Source organism: Streptomyces sp. NPDC059861 (genome assembly GCF_042731435.1).
In the GTDB taxonomy this organism is placed as follows: Bacteria; Actinomycetota; Actinomycetes; order Streptomycetales; family Streptomycetaceae; genus Streptomyces.
In genome coordinates, this window is the sequence record NZ_JBHWJQ010000017.1 from 26,034 (window position 1) to 47,776 (window position 21,743).

At 71.9% G+C, this 21,743-nt stretch carries 20 protein-coding genes and 2 pseudogenes; 14 read left to right on the forward strand and 8 right to left on the reverse strand.

Annotated features, from left to right (window positions below; translation table 11 throughout):
• The first annotated feature begins 17 nt into the window (after nucleotides 1-17).
• From ACFV6X_RS17105 to ACFV6X_RS17140, 8 genes are all read left to right on the forward strand, one after another.
• Complete coding sequence (locus ACFV6X_RS17105) at nucleotides 18-134, forward strand: DUF6893 family small protein (RefSeq protein ID WP_385383888.1); 117 nt, start codon at nucleotides 18-20, stop codon at nucleotides 132-134.
• Nucleotides 135-277: 143 nt separating this feature from the next.
• The gene (locus tag ACFV6X_RS17110) at nucleotides 278-673 is read left to right on the forward strand and encodes a hydrogenase maturation nickel metallochaperone HypA (RefSeq protein ID WP_385383891.1); all 396 of its coding nucleotides are present in this window, start codon (nucleotides 278-280) and stop codon (nucleotides 671-673) included.
• 2 nt (nucleotides 674-675) lie between these two features.
• A complete protein-coding gene (gene hypB / locus ACFV6X_RS17115) occupies nucleotides 676-1,371 on the forward strand; it encodes a hydrogenase nickel incorporation protein HypB (RefSeq protein WP_385383893.1) in 696 nt (231 codons plus the stop codon).
• A complete protein-coding gene (hypF, locus tag ACFV6X_RS17120) occupies nucleotides 1,368-3,740 on the forward strand; it encodes a carbamoyltransferase HypF (RefSeq protein ID WP_385383895.1) in 2,373 nt (790 codons plus the stop codon). Before hypB ends, hypF begins: the two co-directional genes overlap by 4 nt.
• Nucleotides 3,741-3,784: 44 nt before the next feature.
• Nucleotides 3,785-4,084 (forward strand): HypC/HybG/HupF family hydrogenase formation chaperone, encoded by a 300-nt coding sequence (locus ACFV6X_RS17125; RefSeq protein WP_385383896.1) that lies wholly within the window; start codon nucleotides 3,785-3,787, stop codon nucleotides 4,082-4,084.
• Entirely contained in the window at nucleotides 4,081-5,226 is a 1,146-nt protein-coding gene (gene hypD, locus ACFV6X_RS17130; protein ID WP_385383899.1) for a hydrogenase formation protein HypD, read from the forward strand. The genes ACFV6X_RS17125 and hypD overlap by 4 nt, the downstream gene beginning before the upstream one ends.
• Nucleotides 5,219-6,286 carry a hydrogenase expression/formation protein HypE gene (hypE, locus tag ACFV6X_RS17135; protein WP_385383901.1) on the forward strand — a complete coding sequence of 356 codons (1,068 nt, stop codon included), beginning with the start codon at nucleotides 5,219-5,221 and terminating at the stop codon, nucleotides 6,284-6,286. Before hypD ends, hypE begins: the two co-directional genes overlap by 8 nt.
• Before the next feature lie 64 nt (nucleotides 6,287-6,350).
• Nucleotides 6,351-7,541, forward strand: coding sequence for a cytochrome P450 (locus ACFV6X_RS17140; RefSeq protein WP_385383904.1), 1,191 nt, complete (start codon nucleotides 6,351-6,353; stop codon nucleotides 7,539-7,541).
• A 24-nt stretch (nucleotides 7,542-7,565) separates the two neighbouring features.
• On the opposite strand, the gene ACFV6X_RS17145 is transcribed toward ACFV6X_RS17140, so the two are convergent.
• The 3 genes from ACFV6X_RS17145 to ACFV6X_RS17155 all read right to left on the reverse strand — a co-directional run bounded on the left by ACFV6X_RS17145 (nucleotide 7,566) and on the right by ACFV6X_RS17155 (nucleotide 9,534).
• Entirely contained in the window at nucleotides 7,566-7,796 is a 231-nt protein-coding gene (locus ACFV6X_RS17145) for a hypothetical protein (RefSeq protein ID WP_365450747.1), read from the reverse strand.
• Nucleotides 7,780-8,031, reverse strand: coding sequence for a DUF6400 family protein (locus ACFV6X_RS17150; RefSeq protein ID WP_385383907.1), 252 nt, complete (start codon nucleotides 8,029-8,031; stop codon nucleotides 7,780-7,782). The genes ACFV6X_RS17145 and ACFV6X_RS17150 overlap by 17 nt, the downstream gene beginning before the upstream one ends.
• A 108-nt stretch (nucleotides 8,032-8,139) precedes the next feature.
• On the reverse strand, nucleotides 8,140-9,534 hold the full coding sequence (locus ACFV6X_RS17155; protein WP_385383910.1) for a diacylglycerol/lipid kinase family protein: 1,395 nt from the start codon (nucleotides 9,532-9,534) through the stop codon (nucleotides 8,140-8,142).
• 201 nt (nucleotides 9,535-9,735) lie between these two features.
• Between ACFV6X_RS17155 and ACFV6X_RS17160 the strand changes: the two genes are divergently transcribed.
• The 3 genes from ACFV6X_RS17160 to ACFV6X_RS17170 all read left to right on the forward strand — a co-directional run bounded on the left by ACFV6X_RS17160 (nucleotide 9,736) and on the right by ACFV6X_RS17170 (nucleotide 12,783).
• Nucleotides 9,736-10,188, forward strand: a complete 453-nt coding sequence (locus tag ACFV6X_RS17160; RefSeq protein WP_385383912.1) for a hypothetical protein — start codon at nucleotides 9,736-9,738, stop codon at nucleotides 10,186-10,188.
• A gap of 191 nt (nucleotides 10,189-10,379) precedes the next feature.
• Nucleotides 10,380-11,540 (forward strand): S1 family peptidase, encoded by a 1,161-nt coding sequence (locus tag ACFV6X_RS17165; RefSeq protein WP_385383915.1) that lies wholly within the window; start codon nucleotides 10,380-10,382, stop codon nucleotides 11,538-11,540.
• Nucleotides 11,541-12,162: 622 nt separating this feature from the next.
• Nucleotides 12,163-12,783, forward strand: a complete 621-nt coding sequence (locus ACFV6X_RS17170) for a hypothetical protein (protein ID WP_385383918.1) — start codon at nucleotides 12,163-12,165, stop codon at nucleotides 12,781-12,783.
• A gap of 78 nt (nucleotides 12,784-12,861) precedes the next feature.
• On the opposite strand, the pseudogene ACFV6X_RS17175 reads toward ACFV6X_RS17170, so the two are convergent.
• Nucleotides 12,862-13,155: pseudogene (locus ACFV6X_RS17175) on the reverse strand (hypothetical protein); the annotation flags it as partial.
• Here ACFV6X_RS17175 and ACFV6X_RS17180 point away from each other — a divergent pair.
• A pseudogene (locus ACFV6X_RS17180) lies at nucleotides 13,156-13,317 on the forward strand (LysR family transcriptional regulator); the annotation flags it as partial.
• A gap of 21 nt (nucleotides 13,318-13,338) precedes the next feature.
• Here ACFV6X_RS17180 and ACFV6X_RS17185 read toward each other — a convergent pair.
• Both ACFV6X_RS17185 and ACFV6X_RS17190 read right to left on the reverse strand, forming a co-directional pair.
• Nucleotides 13,339-15,222 carry a LamG-like jellyroll fold domain-containing protein gene (locus ACFV6X_RS17185; RefSeq protein WP_385383921.1) on the reverse strand — a complete coding sequence of 628 codons (1,884 nt, stop codon included), beginning with the start codon at nucleotides 15,220-15,222 and terminating at the stop codon, nucleotides 13,339-13,341.
• 168 nt (nucleotides 15,223-15,390) lie between these two features.
• A complete protein-coding gene (locus ACFV6X_RS17190; RefSeq protein ID WP_385383924.1) occupies nucleotides 15,391-17,070 on the reverse strand; it encodes a tetratricopeptide repeat protein in 1,680 nt (559 codons plus the stop codon).
• Between the two features lie 276 nt (nucleotides 17,071-17,346).
• On the opposite strand from ACFV6X_RS17190, the gene ACFV6X_RS17195 reads away from it, so the two are divergent.
• Complete coding sequence (locus ACFV6X_RS17195) at nucleotides 17,347-18,111, forward strand: carbonic anhydrase (protein WP_385383927.1); 765 nt, start codon at nucleotides 17,347-17,349, stop codon at nucleotides 18,109-18,111.
• A gap of 60 nt (nucleotides 18,112-18,171) precedes the next feature.
• Here ACFV6X_RS17195 and ACFV6X_RS17200 read toward each other — a convergent pair whose 3' ends face one another.
• Entirely contained in the window at nucleotides 18,172-19,392 is a 1,221-nt protein-coding gene (locus ACFV6X_RS17200; protein ID WP_385383930.1) for an alginate lyase family protein, read from the reverse strand.
• 212 nt (nucleotides 19,393-19,604) lie between these two features.
• On the opposite strand from ACFV6X_RS17200, the gene ACFV6X_RS17205 reads away from it, so the two are divergent.
• Nucleotides 19,605-21,248 (forward strand): GMC oxidoreductase, encoded by a 1,644-nt coding sequence (locus ACFV6X_RS17205; protein WP_385383933.1) that lies wholly within the window; start codon nucleotides 19,605-19,607, stop codon nucleotides 21,246-21,248.
• A 6-nt stretch (nucleotides 21,249-21,254) separates the two neighbouring features.
• Here the strand turns inward: ACFV6X_RS17205 and ACFV6X_RS17210 are convergent, their stop codons facing one another.
• Complete coding sequence (locus ACFV6X_RS17210; protein ID WP_385383936.1) at nucleotides 21,255-21,740, reverse strand: carboxymuconolactone decarboxylase family protein; 486 nt, start codon at nucleotides 21,738-21,740, stop codon at nucleotides 21,255-21,257.
• Between the last annotated feature and the right edge of the window lie 3 nt (nucleotides 21,741-21,743).

A 21,743-nucleotide genomic window follows, 5' to 3' on the forward strand; every position in this document is an offset into this window, starting at 1 on the left:
AACCCACGGAGAGCACCATGAAGAAGCGCATCATCAGCGGTGCGGCCGCCGCGACCGCCGCCACCGCGCTCGCGGCGTTGGTCACCCACGTCATGCCCGACATCAAGCGCTACCTGCGCATTCGCCGTATGTGACGCCGACCTGAGCGCCCACCGCCGGCCGGGTGCACCGAACGGGCCAGGCATCCGTGTGACTCCGGCGCGCCGCTCGGCCGGCCGCCGGGCCCCCGCCGTGTAATGGGCGCCCAGGACTTAAGCCCGGCCCGGGACGGAGACCGATGCACGAAATGTCCGTCGCCCTGTCGGTCGTGGACCAGGTCGAGCGAGCGGCGCACTCACGAGGCGTGGCCGGTGTCGGCGCCGTGCATCTCGACGTCGGCGAGCTCGCCGGAGTGGTGCCCGACTCCCTCGCGTTCTGCTTCGAACTGGCCTGTGCCGGGACCGTGCTGGAAGGCGCCGCGCTCACCACCCGGCCTGTGCCCGGCCGGGCGTCCTGTGCGCCGTGCGGGCGGGCCTGGGACACCGGGATGCCGCCCGACATGGTCTGCGCGGGCTGCGGGAGCGGCGCCACCGATCTGCTCGCGGGTCGTGAACTGCGGATCACCGAGGTGCACTGGGCCGACCCCGCCGACCCGCCCGCGCCCACACCCGCCAACCCACGCAAGGAGAGCTGACCATGTGCCGCGTAGTGGACCTACGGCAGGCGGTGCTCGCCAAGAACACCATGGCGGCCCGCGTCCTGCGTACCGAACTGACGGCCCGGGGCACGACGGTGGTCAACCTCCTGTCCAGCCCCGGCAGTGGCAAGACGGCGCTGCTGGAGCGGGAATTGCTGCTCGCCCGGGAGCGTGGCGTCGCGACCGCCGCGCTCACCGCGGACCTCGCCACCGAGAACGACGCCGTCCGGCTGGCGCGTTCGGGCGTGCCGGTCAAGCAGGTGCTCACGGACGGGCTCTGCCATCTGGAGGCGGACATGCTGGCCGGCCATCTGCACGAGTGGCTGCCCGAGGACACCCGCCTGCTGTTCGTGGAGAACGTCGGCAACCTGGTGTGCCCCGCCTCCTACGACCTCGGCGAGTCGCTGCGCGTGGTCCTGGCGTCCGTCACGGAGGGCGAGGACAAGCCGCTGAAGTACCCGACCGCGTTCGGGCTGGCCCAGCTGGTGATCGTCACCAAGTCCGACCTGGCAGGACCGGCCGAGTTCGACGAGGCCGCCTTCCGCGCCCATGTGCAGCAGGTCAATCCGGGCGTCGAGGTCGTGCTGACCTCCGTGCGCGGCGGTGAGGGCGCCGGCGTCCTGGTCGACCGGGCTCTGGCGGCGGCCGACGGGCACGACGTCCACGCTCCGGTGATGGCCCGGACCGAGGCGTGAGCACGGCACCGGAGACCGGCACGGTCCCGGACGTGCGAGCCTCGCCCGCCGTGCGGCGGGCGCGGGTCGTCGTACGGGGTGTGGTGCAGGGCGTGGGTTTCCGGCCGTACCTGTACGGACTCGCCACGGAGTTGCGGCTCGCCGGTCATGTCACCAACACCGGCGACGGCGTGCTCGTCGAGGTGGAGGGCGCGCCGGACGCCGTCGCCCGGTTCTGCAGGGGCATCGCGCCCGGCGCCCCGCCGCTCGCGCTGGTCGAGGCCGTGGAGGCCACCGACCTGGCCCCCACCGGGAGCCACGGCTTCACCATCGTCCCCTCACGCACGACCGGTTCCGTCCGGACGCTGGTGGCTCCCGACACCGCCACCTGCGCCGACTGCCTCGCCGAACTCACCGACCCCGCCGACCGGCGCCACCGCCACCCCTTCATCACGTGCACGCACTGCGGGCCGCGCTTCACCATCGTGACGGGTCTGCCGTACGACCGTGCGCACACGACGATGGCGGACTTCCCCCTGTGTCCCGACTGCGCCCGCGAGTACGACGACCCCGCCGACCGGCGCTTCCACGCCCAGCCCGTCGCCTGCCCCGCCTGCGGCCCGCGCCTGAAGCTGACCGGCGCGCACGGCGAGACGCCCGACGGCGATCCGATCGAGGCGGCGCGCGCCCTGCTCGCCGAGGGTGCCGTTCTCGCCGTGAAGGGTGTCGGCGGCTACCACCTCGCGTGCGACGCGACCGACCCGGCGGCGGTCGCCGAGCTGCGCCGCCGCAAGGCGCGCGGGGACAAGCCGTTCGCGCTGATGGCCGGGGACGTCGCCGACGTCGAACACCTGGTGCGTGTCGGGCCCGTCGAACGCGAGTTGCTCACCGGACGGGTGCGGCCCATCGTCCTGATGCGCCGGCGCGCCGGAGGCAGGCCCGCCCCAGGTGCGCCGGTGCCGAGCGACGGCGTGGCTCCGGGCAGTCCGGACCTCGGCGTCATGCTGCCGTACACGCCGGTGCACCACCTGCTGTTCGGGAGCGAGGACGCGCCCCGGCTGCTGGTGATGACGAGCGGCAACCTCTCCGGCGAGCCCATCGTCACCGACGACGCCGAGGCCCTCGAACGGCTCGCGATCCTGGCCGACGCCTGGCTCACCCACGACCGGCCCATCCATGTGCCGTGCGACGACTCCGTCGTGCGGGTGTGCGACGGCGAGCAGCTGGTGCTGCGCCGCTCGCGTGGCTACGCGCCCCTGCCGGTCACCCTGCCCGTGCCGGTGGCCCCCGTGCTCGCCGTCGGCGGGGACCTCAAGAACGTGTTCGGTCTCGGCGAGGGCCGCAGGGCCTGGCTGTCCGCGCACGTCGGGGACATGGACGACCTCGCCACACAGCGGGCGTTCGACCGGGCGGAGCGGCAGCTGGAGTCCATCACGGGAGTACGGCCGACGCTCCTTGTCACCGACACGCACCCGGCATACCGGTCGGGCGCGTGGGCGCGACGGCACGCGGACGGGCGCCCGGTCGTCCCGGTCCAGCACCATCACGCGCACGTCGCCGCCGTCATGGCCGAGCACGGCCTTCAGGCGGACGCCCGGGTGATCGGGGTCGCCTTCGACGGCACCGGGCACGGGGACGACGGGGCCGTGTGGGGCGGTGAGTTCCTGCTCACGGGCTACGACGGCTTCCGCCGGTTCGGGCATCTGGCGTACGTGCCGCTGCCCGGTGGGGACGCGGCGGTGCGCCGGCCGTACCGCATGGCGCTGGCGCATCTGCACGCCGCGGGCCTCGCGCCCGGTCCGGACCTGCCGTGTGTCGCCGCCTGCCCGGACGCCGAACTGCCGCTGCTGCGCGCACAGTTGGAGCGAGGGCTGAACTGCGTGCCCACGTCCAGCATGGGGCGGCTCTTCGACGCCGTGGCGTCTCTGGCGGGGGTCTGCCAGCACGTCGGCTACGAGGCGCAGGCCGCGATCGAGCTGGAGGGCGCCGCCGTGTCCGCCGCCGACGAGGACGACGACCCGCGGTACGCCTTCCGGCTGGCGGGCGCCGAGCCGGTCACCGCCGGTGCGGGGCCGCTGCTGGCGGCCGTCGCCGAGGACGTACGGGCGGGCGTTCCCGCGGCCGTGATCGCGGTGCGCTTCCATCTCGCCGTCGCCCGGCTGGTGCGGGCGGTGTGCGCCGCGGCCCGTACGGCGACCGGGCTGGAGACCGTGGCCCTGAGCGGCGGGGTGTTCGCGAACACCCTGCTGTCCTCGGCCTGTGCCCGTGGGCTGCGCGCGGACGGATTCACCGTCCTGCGGCACCGCGGGATCCCGCCCAACGACGGCGGACTGGCCCTCGGCCAGCTCGTGGTGGCCGCCCGCGCGGCGGAGCGAGGCGGATCCGGATGACGGGCGCGGGCCCGCCGCTCGACGAGGAGTCAAAGGAGACACATATGTGCCTGGCGGTACCCGGCAGAGTGCTGGGTGTGGAGGAGCGGGACGGCACCCGCATGGCCACCGTCGACTTCGGCGGCGTGGTCAAGGAGGTGTGCCTGGAGTATCTGCCGGATCTTCAGGTCGGTGAGTACGCCATCGTGCACGTCGGGTTCGCCCTGCAGCGGCTGGACGAGGAGTCCGCCCGCCGCACGCTGGAGCTGTTCGAGAACCTCGGCATGCTCCAGGAGGAGTTCGGCGACCCGTGGGAGCAGGCCGAAGGGGCCGCGCGGACCGAGGCCGGGGAGGTGCGGCCGTGAAGTACATCGACGAGTTCCAGGACCCGGAGCTGGCGGCGCGGCTGCTCGACGACATCAGGGCCACGGTGACCCGGCCGTGGGCGCTGATGGAGGTGTGCGGCGGCCAGACGCACACCATCATCCGGCACGGCATCGACCAGCTGCTGCCCGATGAGGTGGAGTTGATCCACGGGCCGGGCTGTCCGGTGTGTGTGACGCCGCTCGAGGTGATCGACAAGGCGCTGGAGATCGCCTCGCGGCCGGGGGTGATCTTCTGTTCCTTCGGCGACATGCTGCGCGTTCCGGGGACGGGGCGTGACCTGTTCCAGGTGCGCGGGGAGGGCGGTGACGTGCGCGTGGTGTACTCGCCGCTCGACGCGCTGCGGATCGCCGAGGAGAACCCGGGCCGGCAGGTCGTCTTCTTCGGCATCGGTTTCGAGACGACGGCCCCGCCCAACGCGATGACGGTCCATCAGGCCCGCAAGCACGGCATCCGAAACTTCAGCATGCTCGTCAGCCACGTCCGGGTCCCGCCGGCCATCGAGGCGATCATGCAGTCCCCGGACTGCAGGGTGCAGGGCTTCCTCGCGGCGGGCCATGTGTGCAGCGTGATGGGCGTCGAGGAGTATCCGGAGCTCGCCGAGCGGTTCCGGGTGCCGATCGTGGTGACCGGGTTCGAGCCGCTGGACATCCTGGAGGGCGTCCGGCGGACCGTGCGGCAGCTGGAGCGCGGCGAGCACACTGTCGACAACGCCTATCCGCGCGCGGTACGGCCGGAGGGCAACCCGGCGGCGCGGGCGATGCTGGACGACGTCTTCGAGGTCACCGACCGGGCCTGGCGCGGCATCGGGACCATCCCCGACAGCGGCTGGCGGCTGTCCGACCGCTACCGGGACTACGACGCCGAGCACCGCTTCCAGGTCGGCGACATCATGACGCTGGAGCCGGCCGAGTGCCGCAGCGGTGAGGTGCTGCAGGGGCTGCTGAAGCCGCACGAGTGCGAGGCCTTCGGCACGACGTGCACGCCGCGTACGCCGCTGGGGGCGACGATGGTGTCCAGCGAGGGCGCCTGTGCGGCGTACTACCTGTACCGGCGGCTGGAACTGCCGGACCGCGCCGCGACCGTGACGGCCCCGAGCCAGGAGGACACCTCCCTTGTCTGAGACCACGGCAGCGCCGGACATGCTCTCCTGGACCTGCCCGGCACCCCTGCGGGACCGGCCCCGGGTGGTGATGGGCCACGGCGGTGGCGGCGCCCTGTCCGCCGAGCTGATCGAGCAGGTCGTCGTGCCCGCGCTGGGCGGGCCCGAGCCTGCCCCGCTGACCGACTCCGCGACAGTCGAGCTGGGCGGTGCGCGGCTGGCCTTCTCCACCGACTCCTTCGTCGTACGGCCGCTGTTCTTCCCCGGCGGGAGCATCGGCGACCTGGCCGTCAACGGCACGGTGAACGACCTCGCCATGAGCGGCGCCCGCCCGGCCGTCCTGTCGTGCGGGCTCATCCTGGAGGAGGGTGTCGAGATCGACACCGTCGCCAGGGTGGCCGAGGCGCTCGGGGCGGCCGCGAAGGCGGCCGGGGTGCGGGTCGTGACCGGAGACACCAAGGTCGTCGAGGCCGGGCACGGCGACGGCGTCTACATCAACACCTCCGGCATCGGGCTGATCCCGGACGGTGTCGATCTGCGCCCGGAGCGGGTGGTCCCCGGGGACGTCGTGATCGTCAGCGGCGCCGTCGGCCTGCACGGCGTGGCCATCATGAGCGAGCGGGAGAACCTGCGGTTCGAGGTCGAGATCGAGAGCGACTGCGCGCCGCTCGGCGGGCTCGTCGAGGCGATGCTCGCGGTGACGCCCGACCTGCATGTCCTGCGCGACCCCACCCGCGGGGGCCTGGCCGCCTCCCTCAACGAGATCGCCGCGGCCTCGGGGGCCGGGGTCGTCGTCCAGGAGCGCGCCGTGCCGGTGCCACCCCCGGTGGCGAGCGCCTGCGCGATGCTCGGCCTGGACCCGATGTACGTGGCGAACGAGGGCAAGCTCGTCTGCTTCGTGCCCCGCGAGCACGCCGACGCGGTGCTCGCCGCGATGCGGGCGCACGAGCGGGGCGCCGAGGCGGCGGTCATCGGCGAGGTCGTCGCGGACCACCCGGGCATGGTCGTGGCCCGCACGGGGCTGGGAGGGACGCGGGTGGTGGACCTGCCGCTGGGCGAGCAGTTGCCTCGGATCTGCTGAGTCAACTTCGGACAAATAGGAATTGTTAGGCTATCCACTTCCGTGTTGTGCGAAGGGGCATTCCATGAGCATTGATCCCGCCATAGCCTGTTTCGACCAACCGGGCCATCGTCTGCACGAGATCAACGCCCGCCTTCGGACGGCGGGGCCGGCGGTGCCCGTCGACCTGCTCGACGGTGTCAGGGCGTGGTCGGTCACCCGGTACGACGTGCTGCGCCGCCTGACGAAGGACGAGCGGGTCTCACGTGACGCGCAACGGCACTGGCCCGCCTTGCCCTCGGTGCCGACCACCTGGCCACTGCACCAGTTCCTCGTCTCGCCGACCGTCCTCAACGCCTACGGGGCCGACCACACGAGGCTGCGCACCGCCATGCAGGGCGCCTTCTCCACGGCACATGTGCGGGACCTGGGGATCGCTCTGCGCGAGAGGGTGCCGGTTCTTCTCGACTCGCTGGGCACCTCGGGCTCCGGTGAGGTGGTCGACGTACGGGCCGAATACGCCCACGTCCTCGCCGGCGAGACCATATGTGACCTGTTCGGTGTGGACCGGAGCCAGAGGGAGGAGACCAAGGCGGTCATCCACGCCTTCACCGTGCCTTCCCCCGACGGGGACCCGGCCGCGGTCACCCACAGCACGCTCGAGTTCCTCCGCTCCCTCCTGCGACCGGGCTCACCGGACCTGAGCCTGATCAGCACCCTCCTCTCGTCCGGCCTCACGGACGAGGAGCGGGTGCTCGCCCTGGCCGTCACCGTCGCCGGTGGTGTGCCCTCGTCGACCGGCTTGATCACCAACGCCGTGCACGCTCTTCTGACCCACCCCGGGCAGCTCTCGTCCGTCACGGGCGGAGACACGTCCTGGGCCGCAGTGGTGGAAGAGACGCTGCGCGCGGACGCCCCCGTCCAGCACATGCCGCTCCGCTACGCCGTGGCGGACATCGACCTGGGTGAGGGCGTCGTGATCAAGCAGGGGGAGGCCATCATCATGGGCTTCGGTGCCGGAGGGCGTGATCCGCAGGTCAACGGCCCCACAGCGGCCGTCTTCGACGCCGGCCGCGAGGACAGGACGCACCTGGCGTTCGGGTACGGCGTGCACCGCTGCATCGCGGAACCCCTGGGCCGGCTGCTGGCCGTCACGGCACTGTCCGCGCTGTTCGAACGGTTTCCTCAGCTGAGACTCGCCACCCCTAGCGCGGAACTGCCCCTGCTGCCCACCTTCGTCTTCCACGGCAAGGCGTCGCTGCCCGTCGTCCTGTGACCAGCCTGCAGGCGGGGGCCTGCCTCAGTGGGTCAGGCCTCGGCGGCCCGGTCGGGTGTCGAGGGTCCAGGTGTGGGTGCAGCCGGGGCACTGGAGGTGGACGCGGGCGCCCTCGTTGCCGATGAGGTAGCGCCAGTGCGTGGGGCAGTTGCGCCGGGCGGCGCAGGTCACGCAGTCGCGGGCGTCGTCGCAGCCGGGGCACGGCACCCAGGCCCGGCGGGCCCGGTCGGCCTGCGGATCAATGGGAAGTCGCATCGCCCGCGTCCCGTCCCGGCAGCACACCGGCCGCGACCAGCATGGCGTAGGTCCGCTCCTGCTCCGCGTCGAGGCCCGAGTAGAGCAGGGCGTGGGCCGCCTCCTCCGACCGCAGCACGGCCACGGGGTCCCAATCGGGCCCGAGGGCCGCCAGCACCTCGGCCCGCCGGCGGGCTTCCTCCCGCGTGAGGTCGATGCTGAAGGGCACGTGGTCGCGGCTGGAGCTGTCATCCATGGGGGCGGTGCTTTCACGGGGGGAACGTCCTGGCCCAGCCACGTCTACCAGGCGCACTGCTCAGCGTGAAGCGGATGTGACGGATGCCATCGTCCGGGACCTGTGTGCTCAGGCCGCCGTATCGTCCCGCTGCCCGGCCTCGTCATGGTGCGGGCCGCCCGTCCGGCCGGAGCGCGCGGGGACGGCCGTGCGTCCCACCGCCGCGGCCAGTTTGCGCAGCCGGCGCCAGTCCAGGCGGGGCGGCAGGTCGGGCACGCCCGGCCGCCGGCGCGGGACGCGCACGCGCAGGGCACGGCGTTCGATGCGGCACCGCACGGGAGTGGTGAGGGTCGTGGCCTCACCGTCGAGGCCGACCTCCAGCTGCGGCTCGTCGGCCTCGATGATCACCTCTTGGGCCGTGTGCGCCCCGAACCCCTGCGGGTCGAGCAGCAGCTCCGCCGCCTCCAGGGCGCTGTCGACCTTCACGGACAGCACGCCGAGCCTGCCGGAGTTCAGCCGCTGACGCCGGCCGAAGCCGAGCGGGTCGTCGATGCGGTACGGGTTGTTGCTCACCAGCACGGCCTGCGGATCGGTGAACGTCCTGCCGTCTGCGCGGGCGGTCAGGCGCGGGCCGCGCTGCCGGGTGAGCAGGTCGGGCAGCAGTTCCAGTGCCGTACCGACCTTGTCGTCGCGGTAGCCGGGGCTCTGCACGACCGCGCCGTAGACCCCGAAGGAGGCGTTGTTGACGAACGGGCGGTCGCCCGCGAAGCACAGGTCGACGCGGAGCTCGACACCGTCCGTCAGCGCGTCGAGACAGGCGGCGGGGTCGTCGCGGTCCAGGCCGAGGTCCATCGCGAAGTGGTTGCGGGTGCCGGCCGAGATCACGAGGAACGGCAGTCCGTGCTCGGCGGCCACCGCCGCGACCAGCGCCTGGGTCCCGTCGCCGCCGGCGACGCCCAGCAGGTCGGCGCCGTCGGCCACGCCCTGCCGCGCGAGCGCGGCGACGTCCTGATGGCGCTCGGGGTCCAGCAGCACCACCTGCGCACCGAGGCTCTCGGCCTTCTCCCGCAGCGCGAACTTCTCGACCTTGCCACCGCCCGAGCGCGGGTTGAGCAGCAGGAACGGGCGTCGCGGGGGCGGGGTGCGGTACTCCTTGAGCCGCCCCTGGCGCAGGCCCGTGCTGCGCAGCGCGTACCGGCCGCACCACACGGCCGCCCACCACAGGAGCCCCGAGACGGTCACCACCCACAGCAGGTTCGCCCGGGCGAAGAGCACGACCACGCCGACGGGGGTGGCGAGGGCCAGCAGGGCGGCGCCGACCCGTACGGGGCCACGCCGGGACAGGGTCCACCACAGCGCGGCGCAGGTGAGGCTGAGGCCCGCGAGCCCCACGACGAGCAGGATCACGCCTCCCACGCCGCCCTGTGCAAGCGGCAGCAGGAGCGCGACGGCCACCGCCGCCAGGGCACCCCTGGCGGCCCATGTCTGCCGACGGTGCCGCCACTCGACCGATGTCGCTCCCACAGGTCCCCTCCACCCGCTGCCGGCCGGCGTCGCCGTCCGTACGCCTCCAAGGTCTCATGCGGGCGGAGGGCGGCGTAGAGGGGCGGGGGTGCGCCGTCTCTCCTGGCCCGTTCGAGTGGTGCGTTCCTCCACACGGTCGTAGCGTCGGAACCAGCCGACTCGATCGACGCGCACGGACGCAGCACGACGGCGGGAGCAGACATGAAGTGGCACAGCACGAGGGCGGCCGTCACGCTCTGTATGACGGCGGCACTCGCGGCTACCCTGGGCACCGCCTCCGGCGCGCCGCCGAGCGGGACCACGGAGCAGCAGGTGAAGGAGCCGGTGCTGGTCGACTGTTTCTGGCGCACCGCGGTACGCCCCGACGACTTCATGCTGGCCTGCGGTGACGGCAACAGCCGTCTCGCCTCCCTGAAGTGGCTGCGGTGGGACGGGGAGGCGGCGATGGCCCGGGGGACCAACTGGGTCAACGACTGCAAGCCGTACTGCGCGGCGGGCCGGTTCCGGTCCTACGCCGTGGAGGTGCGGCTGGAGGATCCCAAGCCGTGGAAGAAGAACCCGGACGTGCGGCAGTACGGCAAGATCAGCCTGACCTACATGGAGGGCAGCCCGGAGGGGTTCCCGAAGGTGGTCGAGTACCCCCTGTGGAGTTGAGCCGAGGCCGGTTCAGCCAATACACGCCATTCCACTGAAGGTCCATGCCCCAGCAGGTCCCTCCCAAGAGGGGCCTGCATTGGCATGGACCTGACTGGCATGCCTGGCTAAGCTCTGCCCCAACCCTGTGAGAGCGCTCTCAATTGCGGTTGTTCCACCCCACCTTGCTGGAACGACGAAGGGCTACTCCCTTGAGACGCAAGCGACTCATGCGTGCCGGTCTGGCCGCCCTGCTCATGCTGGGCACCTGGACCGCCGCAGGAACCCTCCCGGCCGCGGCGAGCGACTCCTCACCCACGGCCGACGCACCACAGGCCTCCGCGGGACTCGTCGAGGCGATGCAGCGGGACTTCGGACTGACCAGGCCCGAGGCCGAGACGCGGCTGGCGGCCGAGACCGAGGCGCGCGACATCGCGCCCGCCGCCCGCCGGGCCGCAGGGGCGGCGTACGGCGGTTCGTGGTTCGACGCCGGCAGTGACCGGCTGACCGTGGCCGTCACCGCCGACGCCCCGGCCGCGACCGTACGGGCCGTCCGCTCCACCGGCGCGGCCGTGCGCACCGTCGAGCACAGCGCCCGCGAGCTCGACACGGCCGTGGCACGGCTCGACCGGATCGACGCGCCCCGGGGCGTGAGCAGTTGGCATGCCGACCCGGTGGCCAACACGGTCGTCGTCAACGTCGTCGACAGCCGGCGATCCGACAACGATGTCCGCAGGTTCGTCGCCCGCGCCCGCGCGGCCGGTCCGGTCACCGTGGAGACGGTGCCCGCCGCGCCCAGCACGTTCGCGGCCGGGACGGTCGGCGGCGACCCGTACTACACCGGCAACGTCCGCTGCTCGATCGGCTTCTCGGTGCACGGCGGGTTCGTCACCGCCGGGCACTGCGGTGGCGGCGGCGCCGCGGTCCGGGGCTGGGACGGCACGCACGTCGGTACGTTCCAGGGCTCGTCGTTCCCCGGCGACGACTACGCCTGGGTCAGCGTCGGCAGCGGCTGGTGGACCGTCCCGGTCGTCCTCGGTTGGGGCACGGTACCGGACCAGCTCGTGCGCGGCTCGGCCGAGGCGCCCGTCGGCACCTCGGTCTGCCGCTCCGGCTCCACCACGCGCTGGCACTGCGGCACCGTGCTGGCCAGGAACGAGACCGTCAACTACAGCCAGGGCGCGGTGCACCAGATGACGAAGACCAGCGTCTGCGCCGAACCCGGCGACTCCGGCGGCTCGTTCATCAGCGGCGACCAGGCGCAGGGCGTCACCTCGGGCGGCTGGGGCAACTGCTCCGGCGGCGGGGAGACCTGGTTCCAGCCGGTCAACGAGATCCTCAACCGCTACGGGCTGAGGCTGCACACCGCGTGAGCACCCGGCGGACACGCTGAACGGCACGACACACAGAGGGTTCCGCCGGTCACCCGGCGGAACCCTCCCTGTTTCTCGGTCGGTCGAGCGAGCTCGGGGAGCGATTCGGTCGCCGTGTCGGGCGCCTGGTGCGGCTGCCGCTGCCCGGCGGGGGGCCTGGCCGCCGGCTGGGCCGTGCTCGCCGTCACCGCCGGCGGTGCCGCGGCCGCGCTGCCGCTGCTGGTGGTGCAGGGCGCGTTGTCGTCCACCGTGGGATCGACGCCGGTCACGCGGTCGGGGTACGCCCCGCCGCACGCTCCGACGTTCGGCGGGGCGTACGCGACGGCGGCACTGAACGCCGGTGCCGCTCGGCCCGGTCGTGGGCGGGGCGACCGTCGAGGCGGGCCGGGGCCACCGCTCACCGCTGGGGGCCGGCGCGGGGCTCGTGGCGAGGACGAGGGTGACCGGGGGCGGCGCGCAGGCCGGTCTCCGGACACTCGACACAAAGGGGTGATCATGGCCCTGTTACGTCTTGGTGACATATGGGACGAAGTTGTGGCACGAACCCAGGGCAACGAACTGTCGGCGAGGCGAGTCGTAGGAGACGTAACGACGGGAAAGCGCACGACACATTGGGGGAAACATGACCGTCCGCGCCCGACTCCGCACCCGACTCGGCATCGCCGCCCTCGCGGCCGGTGCCGCTGTCGCCCTCACCGCCGTCCCGGCCTCCGCCGGCCCGGCAGCCCAGGGCTCACCCCGCTTCCTGGCCCCGGGCGAGCTGCCGCCGCACCCGACCTCGCCCTGGTACGCCGGGCGCGTCACCGCCGGTCAGCCGGACCCCCTGCCGATCTGCGTCGGCGACGCCCTGCCGTCGACCGCCTCGCACCGCACGTACTGGACGGAGTTCGACACCAACGCCCTGCAGGTCACCGTGGTGGAGCGGAACGAGCGGCGGGCGAAGGAGTTCGCCGCGCTGCTGCGCAAGGATCTCGCCGGCTGCGCCAAGAAGCTGATGGAGCAGGACCCCGACATGACGGCGGCCAAGAAGTACTACGGCCGGCTGAACGTCGAGGAGGGCGCCCATGTCTACGGCCTCGACACCGCCCACTCCTGGGGCGCCTCCGACATCGCGCTGTTCTCGGTCGGCCGGGACGGCAGGACCGTGACGGTCGTCAAGTGGGCGCAGATGGGCAACTTCCAGCACGCCCAGGTCGCCGACTTCAAGGCGACGACGGTGAAGGCCGTCAAGAAGCTCCACTGAGATTGCCACCGTCGCGGGCCCGGCACCCACAGGTGCCGGGCCGCATCGGCGTGCGCCGGGGACCCCCGGCCGGAGTCCTCACGGGACGCCGCCCGAGCCGTCCTGGTGGACGACGGTGAGATGCCGCTCGGCTCCGGGGGCTTCGAGTTCGTCGGCCACGGCCACGGCCACGGCAAGGTCCTCGGCGCTGACCCACGAGCGGCCGGCGGCGGTGAGCAGGGTGTCGGTGCCGCGCCGGTGGCGTCCGGTGCGGACACCGGGTTCGAGCACGGCCGGCGGGCTCGGATACGTCCGGTCCGCGCCCCCGTGTGCCTGGCAGGCGCGCACCTGGGCGACGCCGGCGAGCGCGACGGCCCGGTACTCGGCGGGCACGTCCGTCCGCCGGCCGCCGCCGATCCGGAACCGGCGCCGGTGACCGACGGCCCACGCCGGGTGGAGTATCTGGCCTGGAGCCGCTTCAACCCCAGCCCGGCGACCCGGGCCATGCCCGATGTGCTCGGCCTCAGGTCACCGGGACGCCCGGCGGACGGGTGAGCCGGTGAAGAGCCCGGCCGACTAGTCGACGGGGGCGAGGAACTCCTCGCGGGACAGCGGCCGGCCGACGATCCGGGTGTCGCCCATCCAGCCGTAGAAGCCCTGCCCGAAGCGCTCGTCGAAGGACGTGGCGCCGAGGACGAAGGGCTTGCCGAGAGTGGCGATGCCGGTGGACGGCTGGGTCGGGTTGCGGGCGATCCTCGAGCCGTCCACGTACAGCACCGTGCGGCGGCCGTCGTTGACCACGGCGATGTGCATCCAGCGGCCGACGGGCACCGCGTGGCTCCACGACGTCGGGTCGGCGTCCTGGCGGTGGGGGTAGACCACGAACTGGAGGAACCGCTCCGGCGACACGTTGAGGCTGCACGTGGGCTCCAGCGGGGACCATCCGGTGGTCTTGCCCGCGTCGCCGCTGCGGCCCTGCCAGCTGAGGATGCCCATCCAGCTGTGGTCGCCCTCGAAGGGTTCGGGCAGCCGGACGAAGGTCTCGATGGTGTAGCCCCGCATGAACTTCTCGGCGTTCAGGGGCGCCTGTGCGGCGGTGGTCAGGATCGCGCCGCGGTCGGGGCTCTTGCCGCCGTCGAACCGGAGGCTGGCGCGGGCGGGCTGGCCGGGGTGGTGGTCCTCGGACCAGGTGAGCGCGTCGGGTCCGCTGGAGTGCAGCCGGCTGACGGTCAGGTCGTTGCCGTGGCCGGACAGGTCCCGCACGACGACACCGTCCGCGACCGGCGTGCCGGGCGCTCCCGGTGCCCGGGTGCCGGAGGCGTCGAAGCGCCAGTAGGCGAGGGTGCCGCGCGGCATCACCGCGGACGGCGGACGCGGAGCGGGCGGGGTGACCGGGGCGAAGCCCGCGAAGCGCTTGTCGAAGTCGATGGTCAGGCTGAACCGGTCGACGTCACCGGTGAGTTCGATCGTCTCGGCCTCCAGCGGCGACCGCTTCTCCGGGTCCCGGGCCAGGAACCAGGGCGAGAACGTCTCCACGTCGATGACGCCCCGCACGAGGTCGAACCCGTAGGTGCGGATCATCCCGGCGCCGCCGTAGTAGCGGTCCTGGTAGTTGGTGATGTGCACGTGGACATCGTTGTCGCAGTCGTTGACCAGGACCGTGCGCCCCGGGGGCCAGTAGTGGCCGCCCAGCGCGAGGAAGATCTGGTCGTTGCCCTTGATCAGGCCGTTCCACAGGCGGTCGCCGTTGCCCGACAGCGTCGCCCCGCCCTCGTCGTCCGCCCAGGCGATGTCGTGCGTGGTCAGGACGGCGGGCAGGGTCGGGTGCTTGTCCAGCACCTCCTGCGCCCAGCGCAGTCCCTTGTCCGACACCCGCCAGTCCAGGGCGAGGACGAGCCACTCGCGGCCCCCGGCGCGCAGCACGTGGTACGTGTTGTAGCCGTCGGGCGAGGCGCCCCCGTACGTGGGCATGGACGCGTAGCGCGCGGGGCCGAACGCGGCGAGGTAGGCCGAGTCGCCGCGCTGGTCGTCCGTCGAGGAGCGGATGTCGTGGTTGCCGGCGAGCACGCTGTAGGGCACCTTGCCGTGCAGGGTGCGGAAGGTGTCGGCGGCGAGTTCGATCTCGTCCTCGGTGCCGTGCTCGGTGACGTCACCGAGGTGCGTCATGAAGGCGATGTTGGCCGAGGCACGCTCGGCGGCGAGGTAGCGGAAGGTCTCCCGCAGCGGCGTCGGGTCGGCGCTGTCGGCGTCGAAGAGATACTGCGTGTCCGGCAGCACGGCCAGCGCGAAGCGCGGGCTCTCCTCGTCGAACCGGCCGCCGCGCGCCCCCTCGGAAGCCTGCGCGTGCGCGGCCGCGGGCCCGGCGAGGGCCATGCCTGCCGCGCCGGCCGCCGGCACCGCGACCGCGGCGCGCAGCAACGCGCGTCTGTGTACCGGGTTCTGCTCTTCTCCTGCGCTCATGCCTGCTCCAGGTGTGGTGAGCTGCGTCTGGTCAGGCCGTACGCTGCTCACCCACGCTGGCCGCACGGTGGCGATCAGCTGAACAGGGGTTGCGAGGTGCTGGACGTCACACCTCCAGCACCTCCCCCGCCCGCACCACCCCGCCCCTTCTCGCGGCAGCCGGGTGGGTCACCGCTGCGGGCCGCGGCAGCCTTCCGGACCGGCCGTCGGCTCCGCGCGGCAGAAGCAGGACGACGCGATCGGTACGTCCGCCAGGGCGGCGGCGATCTTCAGTTGCTGTGCCACGATCGCCGCCTCGGCCGGCTTGCCCAGCCGCGTCAGGCACTCGTGGAAGCCGCGCAGGGACCACACGTTGCCCGGGTGCTGCTGGGGCCGGGGCAGGGTCCCGTCGAGTCCGAGGTCGGCACGGTAGACCGCCTCGGCCTCGGCGACCCGGCCCTGTTCGAGCAGCAGGGCGCCGTAGGCGTGCCGGGTGGGCTGCATCCAGCCCCAGGGCTCGTCGTAGGGCAGGCCGTCGTCGAGCGCGATCGACCGTTCCAGCGCGGCGAAGGCCGCGGTGTGGTCGCCCTTGCGGTACTCCAGTTCGCCGTCCAGCATCTCCGAGGCGATGGCGAGGATGTCGGCGCAGGTGTTGTTGAACAGGGTGCGGGACCGCGGGACCCGGGCGAGGGCCTCGCGGAACAGGCGGCGTTCGGCCTCGGCCTCCTCGATCCGGCCGGTCGCGGAGAGGGCGACGCCGCGGGCGTAGTGGAGCATCGCGGTGGTCACGCAGTACAGCCGCGCGTCCTCGGGGAACGGCAGTTCCAGGATGTCCGCCCAGCGTCCGAAGCGGATCAGCACGTGGACCCGCATGGCGAGGAAGCCCTCGAGCCAGTCGGCCATGGGCGGGCTCTGCACCCGCAGCAGCTCCTCCGTGATGGTCTCCTCCAGCTCGGCCGCGGTCGTCAGGGCGGTCCGGTACTGGCCGAGGAACATCGCGCCGTAGATCTTGAAGTGGTAGTTGTGCGAGCGGTACAGGGTGTAGAAGTTCATCGCGCCGGACCGGGCGAGGAATTTCCCGTCGGCGGCGATCGCCTCGCTGTTGCCGGAGACCACGCGCCGGTAGTCGCCGCACAGCACGTCCAGGTGCGAGGGCATGTGCTGGAGGTGTCCGGCGTCGGGCACCAGACCGCGCAGCCGGTCGGCGACGGTCAGGGCCGCCTCGGGGGTGGCGGACATCTCCATCAGGTGGATGTACATGTGCAGCACTCCGGGGTGCCGTGCCCCGTCGTCGGTCGCGAGCGCGCGGTCGAGGACGTCCTTGGCCTCAAGGGTGCGGGCGCCCTCCGCCGGCTCTCCGGTGCGGATGTCCCACAGCTGCCAGGGCGTGAGGTTCATCAGGGCGTCGGCGTACAGGGTGGCGAGGTCGAGGTCACCGGGGGCGAGTGCGTGGACGGCGCGCATGCGCTCGGCGTAGGGCTCGTTCCACACCGAGCAGTCCTCGACGGCCTCCGGTTGCGGGTAGCGCGAGCGCAGGGCCTCGATCAGGGCGCGTTCGACGGGGGCGGCGCCGGCCGCCTTCTCGTGGGCGCGTTCCACGGCGGCGTGGGCGCGGTCGACGGTGCGGACCAGTTCCCGCTCGTCGAAGGCGTCCCAGGGCTTGTTGTAGTTGGGGCCGAGGGCGTAGGCGATGCCCCAGTACGCCATGGCGCAGTCGGGGTCGGCGGCCGCGGCGGCCTCGAAGCAGGAGACGGCCTCCTCGTGGTGGAAGGCGTACGTCCAGACGAGGCCGCGGTCGAACCACACCTGGGCTTCGGGGGACGTGGTCGTCACCGTACGGGTGTGGGTGCCGAGGTCGTAGTAGTCCATCCGTGTCTCCTGTGATCGCGCGGGTGTCGCGGCACCGGCCGACCGGCGCCCGACCCGCACAATTTTCAGGTGTCGCAGGGTCGTTGGCGGGCCGTACGCACGCACGCGGAACGGTGACGACACGAAAGAGGGATCAAGTGCGGCAGCGCCGGAGAGCCAAGTGCGCCCCTCGGCCGCGCCAAGCACGCATCAAGCTCTGGCCATGAATTCACCAGGCCGCACCATGAATTCGTAGCGTGAACCCCTCACCATGGCATCGGGCATACGTTCGAGGCCGTGAACCTCGATGACGCCCCTCCCAGAGGCACCGGCCGTCAGCCGGCCTCGTCCCCCACGGCGACCCCGCACCGCCGTACCCTCCTGCGCGCCGCTCTGACCGGCGCCGCGGCGCTCGGTGCCGGCCTCGCCCTCGACGCCTCCCCCGCGTCCGCCGTCACCGCAGCCCCGCGCCCCCGCCCCGGCACTCCCGCGGAGGCCCTGCGCGCACTGGAGGCGGGCAACCACCGCTGGCGCACGTACCGCGAGCGGCATCCGAACGAGTCACCGGCCGTACGACAGTCCCTGACGTCGGGTCAGTATCCGTTCGCGGTCGTCCTCGGCTGCGTCGACTCCCGTGTGCCGCCGGAGCTGGTCTTCGACCAGGGGCTCGGCGACCTGCTCACGGTGCGCAGCGCTGGTGAGGTCCTCGACGAGGCCGTGCTCGGGAGCGTCGCCTACGGGGTGCTCGAACTGGCCGTGCCGCTGGTCGTGGTCCTCGGCCACCAGTCGTGCGGGGCAGTGCGGGCCGCCGTCGAGGCGGAGGAGTCCGGTGAGCCGCTGCCGGCCCACATCCAGTACCTGGCCGACCAGATCAGCCCGGCGATCGACCACACCCAGGCGGGCGACGCCCGCGTCGACGCGACCATAGACGCCCAGATACGGCTCGTCCGGTCCCGTCTCGCCGCCGAACCCGACCTGGCCGCCAAGGTGACGTCCGGTCAGCTCGCCGTCGTGGGCGCACGCTACGAGCTGACGACCCAGCGCGTGCACCGCGTCTCCTGACACACACGAGGAGGCGGACGAGCCCCCCGGCCCGTCCGCCCCCCTGGGCTCCCCCGCGCGTCAGCTGGGGTTGTCGCCGTGCGTGAGCGTCTCCCAGGCGACGAAGAGGTTGTTGCTGCCGGACGGACGGTTGCGCTCGGTCAGCGCCTGCGTGTTGGTCATGGCGTGGCCGAGCCGGTTGTGCAGGGCGTTGTAGCCGACCTCGGTGATCGGGCCGAGCCCGAGGTGCAGCGAACCGCCGCACAGCCAGCTCGGGACGCCCTCGCCCATCTCGTACTTGGCCTGGAAGCCGAGCGCGTGCCGCAGCCGTTCGCCGACGTCGGTGCCGTAGAGGTCCTGGCCCTGGATGCGGCTGGTCTCGGCGACGTGGGAGATGGCTGATATGCCGTAGCCGGTGTGGGTGAGGTCGCGGCACGTCTCCTGGGTGAGACCGGTGACGAACGTGCCCTGGCCCTGCCAGTAGTTGACGATCTTGTCGCGGGTGTTGAGGTTCTGGCTCGGGACCGTCTTCGGCAGGGCACCGTCGGACTCCAGGTAGACGAAGGCGGCGGTGCGGGTGCGGAACTTCGCCATGGCCTTGTCGTACGAGGCCTTGTCCTCCAGGAAGACGGAGATGCCGATCGCGGCCTCCATCATCGACAGCTCCCAGTTGCCGTTGGAGTTGGAGCCGTTGATGATCTCGGGGAGGTAGACGTCGCGGAGCATGGTGGCGAAGCGGCCGGAGTTCGCCCAGCCGCCGGTGTACGTGTACTTGATGATTTCGGCGGCCTTCGGCCAGGAGGAGCCCGCCCAGCCCGTCTGCAGCGGGGCGTTGCTGTTGGTGTGGTCGCGGATCACCGCGGACCAGGCGTCCATCAGCTCGATGGCCTTACGGGCGTGCCTGTCGTCGCGCGTGATGTACCAGGCGAGCGCGTGGGTGTACGCGGCGATCGCGTCCTCGCGCTCGTCGGTGCAGCCGTAGTTGGGGTTGGAGTAGGAGCCGCACTCGACGACCGCGCGGGGCTTGGGTGCGCGGTTCAGGTCCGCGTACTTGCTCGCCATCATCCGGTCGAAGGCGTTCTTCCAGGGCTGGGCACCGGCGTTGACCTTGCCGCGGGTGAAGTCAAGCTGGCCCTTGGAGACGGTCACGCCGGGGTGGACGAAGGTGGCGGGGGCGGCGTCGGCGCTGGGTGCGCCGGGCCCGGCGACCAGGGTGGCCACCAGGGCGGCGGCCGCGGCGGTGGTCACGGCGAGGAGCGGACGACGGGACTTGCGGCGGGGACGAACGGGGGCGTCTGTCATGGGGGGTCCGTTCTCGTATATGAACGAAGGGTGTGTGACTGAACGCGCGCACTGGCCGTGACCATAGGTACGGACCAGCCTTCCGTCAAGACGCGAGGAGAGAAGAGGCGTTGGGCGGCGGCGCGCGAAAAGTTACCAAGAGGTATGTCGTGACTTCGTATGCCAACGGCAGTAGAACCCGTTTCGATTCACTCGAAATCGAGGAGTGCCGTATGAGCGCTGACCTCCAGAACAGACCCCCACCAAGCGGAATCTCCCGCCGCCGACTCATTGCTGGAACAGGTTTCATTTCGGGCGCCATTGTGCTCGGTGGCCACCACTCGCCCGCCCTGGCGGCACCGCGGCAGAACGCCGCCCTGATCGAACCGGGTGCCCGGATCCCGGTCCTGGTGGTCGGCACGGGATACGGCGGCTCGGTCGCCGCCCTCCGGCTCGCCCAGGCAGGCGTCGATGTGCACATGGTCGAAATGGGAATGGCCTGGGACACCCCCGGCCCCGACGGAAAGATCTTCGCCAACACGACCAGTCCCGACCACCGTTCGTACTGGCTGCGCACCAGAACCAAACAACCCCTCAGCAACTTCCTGGGCTTTCCGCTCGACAAGAACGTCCCTCGCCACACCGGAATTCTCGACGCCGAGGAAATGGGCGGGATCACGGTCTATCAGGGACGCGGAGTCGGCGGTGGATCACTGGTGAACGGCGGCATGGCCGTCACGCCGAGGCGCGAGAACTTCGGCGCCGTCCTGCCGTCCGTCGACGCCGACGAGATGTACGACGTCTACTACCCGCGAGCCAACGCCGAACTCGGCGTCGGCACGATCGACCCGGCGTGGTTCGAGACCGCCGCGTGCTACCAGTACGCCCGGGTGGGCCGGAAGCACGCCCAGCGGTCCGGTTTCCCCTTCGTCTTCGTCCCGGACGTCTACGACTGGGAGTACATGAAGCGAGAAGCCGCCGGGACGGCCCCGAAATCGGCGCTGGCCGGTGAGATCCTCTACGGCAACAACCACGGCAAGAAGAGCCTCCAACAGACCTATCTCGCCCGGGCCCGGGCCACCGGAAAGGTCACCATCTCCCCACTGCACAGAGTGGTGTCCGTCACTCCCGCGTCCTCGGGCGGCTACACCGTCGGCATCGAGCAGCTCGACACCGGCGGCGGCGTCACGGCCATGAAAACGGTCACCGCGGCCCGGGTGTTCTTCGCCGCCGGCAGCGTCGGCACCAGCAAGCTCCTGGTCCGGCTCAAGGCCCAGGGCGCGCTGCCCGGCCTGAACGGCGAGATCGGCAAGGGCTGGGGCGAGAACGGCAACGTCATGTGCGGCCGGGCCAACCACATGTGGGACCCCACCGGTGCCCTGCAGTCCTCGATTCCCACCGCGGGAATCGACAACTGGGCCGCCGGCGGAGCCTTCGCGGAAGTCGCGCCACTGCCCACCGGAATCGAGACGTACGCCTCCTTCTACCTGTCGATCACCAAGAATCCGCACCGCGCCGAGTTCACCTGGAACGCGGCGAGCGGAAAAGTCGAACTCAACTGGCAGACGGCCTGGAAACAGCCGTCGATCACCATGGCCAAGTCGATATTCGACCGGATCAACGCGAAAGAGGGCACGATCTACCGCACCGACCTCTTCGGCGTGTACAAGATCTGGGGCGACCACCTCACCTACCATCCGCTGGGAGGTGCGGTGCTGGACAGGGCGACCGACAACTACGGTCGCCTGCATGGCCATGCGGGCCTCTACGTGGTCGACGGGGCGCTGATCCCGGGCAACGCCAGCGTGAACCCCTTCGTCACCATCACGGCGCTCGCCGAACGGAACATCGAGGAGATCATCGCCACCGACCTCTGACCCACCTCAACGCTGGGGCAGGACACAGACGCCGTCCAGCCCCAGCACATGGTTGAGCCGCCCGAACGCCAGCCAGGATCCGATGCTCATACTGAGCTCCACGATCTCCGCCTGGCTGTAGTGGGCCGTCATCCGGCCCCAGAACTCCTCGTCCAGGCCGTGGTGGTCCAGGGCGTAGCGCTCGGCGTACTCGGCGGCCAGGCGGGTGCGCGCGTCGAAGGCGTCCGTGGTCCGCCAGGAGGTGACCGCCTCCGCGAAGCCGTCCTCCACCTTCCGCCCGTCGCGTTCGGTACGCCAGTCCAGGCAGAAGACGCAGCCGTTGATCTGTGCGATGCGCAGCCGCGCCGCCTCGAACTCCCGCAGGCCCAGGCTGGTGTGGGCGTACACGGCCAGCGAGAAGTTCGACGCCGCCATGCCGATCTCGGGAACCATGTCGCCCCACACGTAGGGGATGGGGTCCGCTCCGTCGGGGATGTCGATGCGCAGGGTCATCGG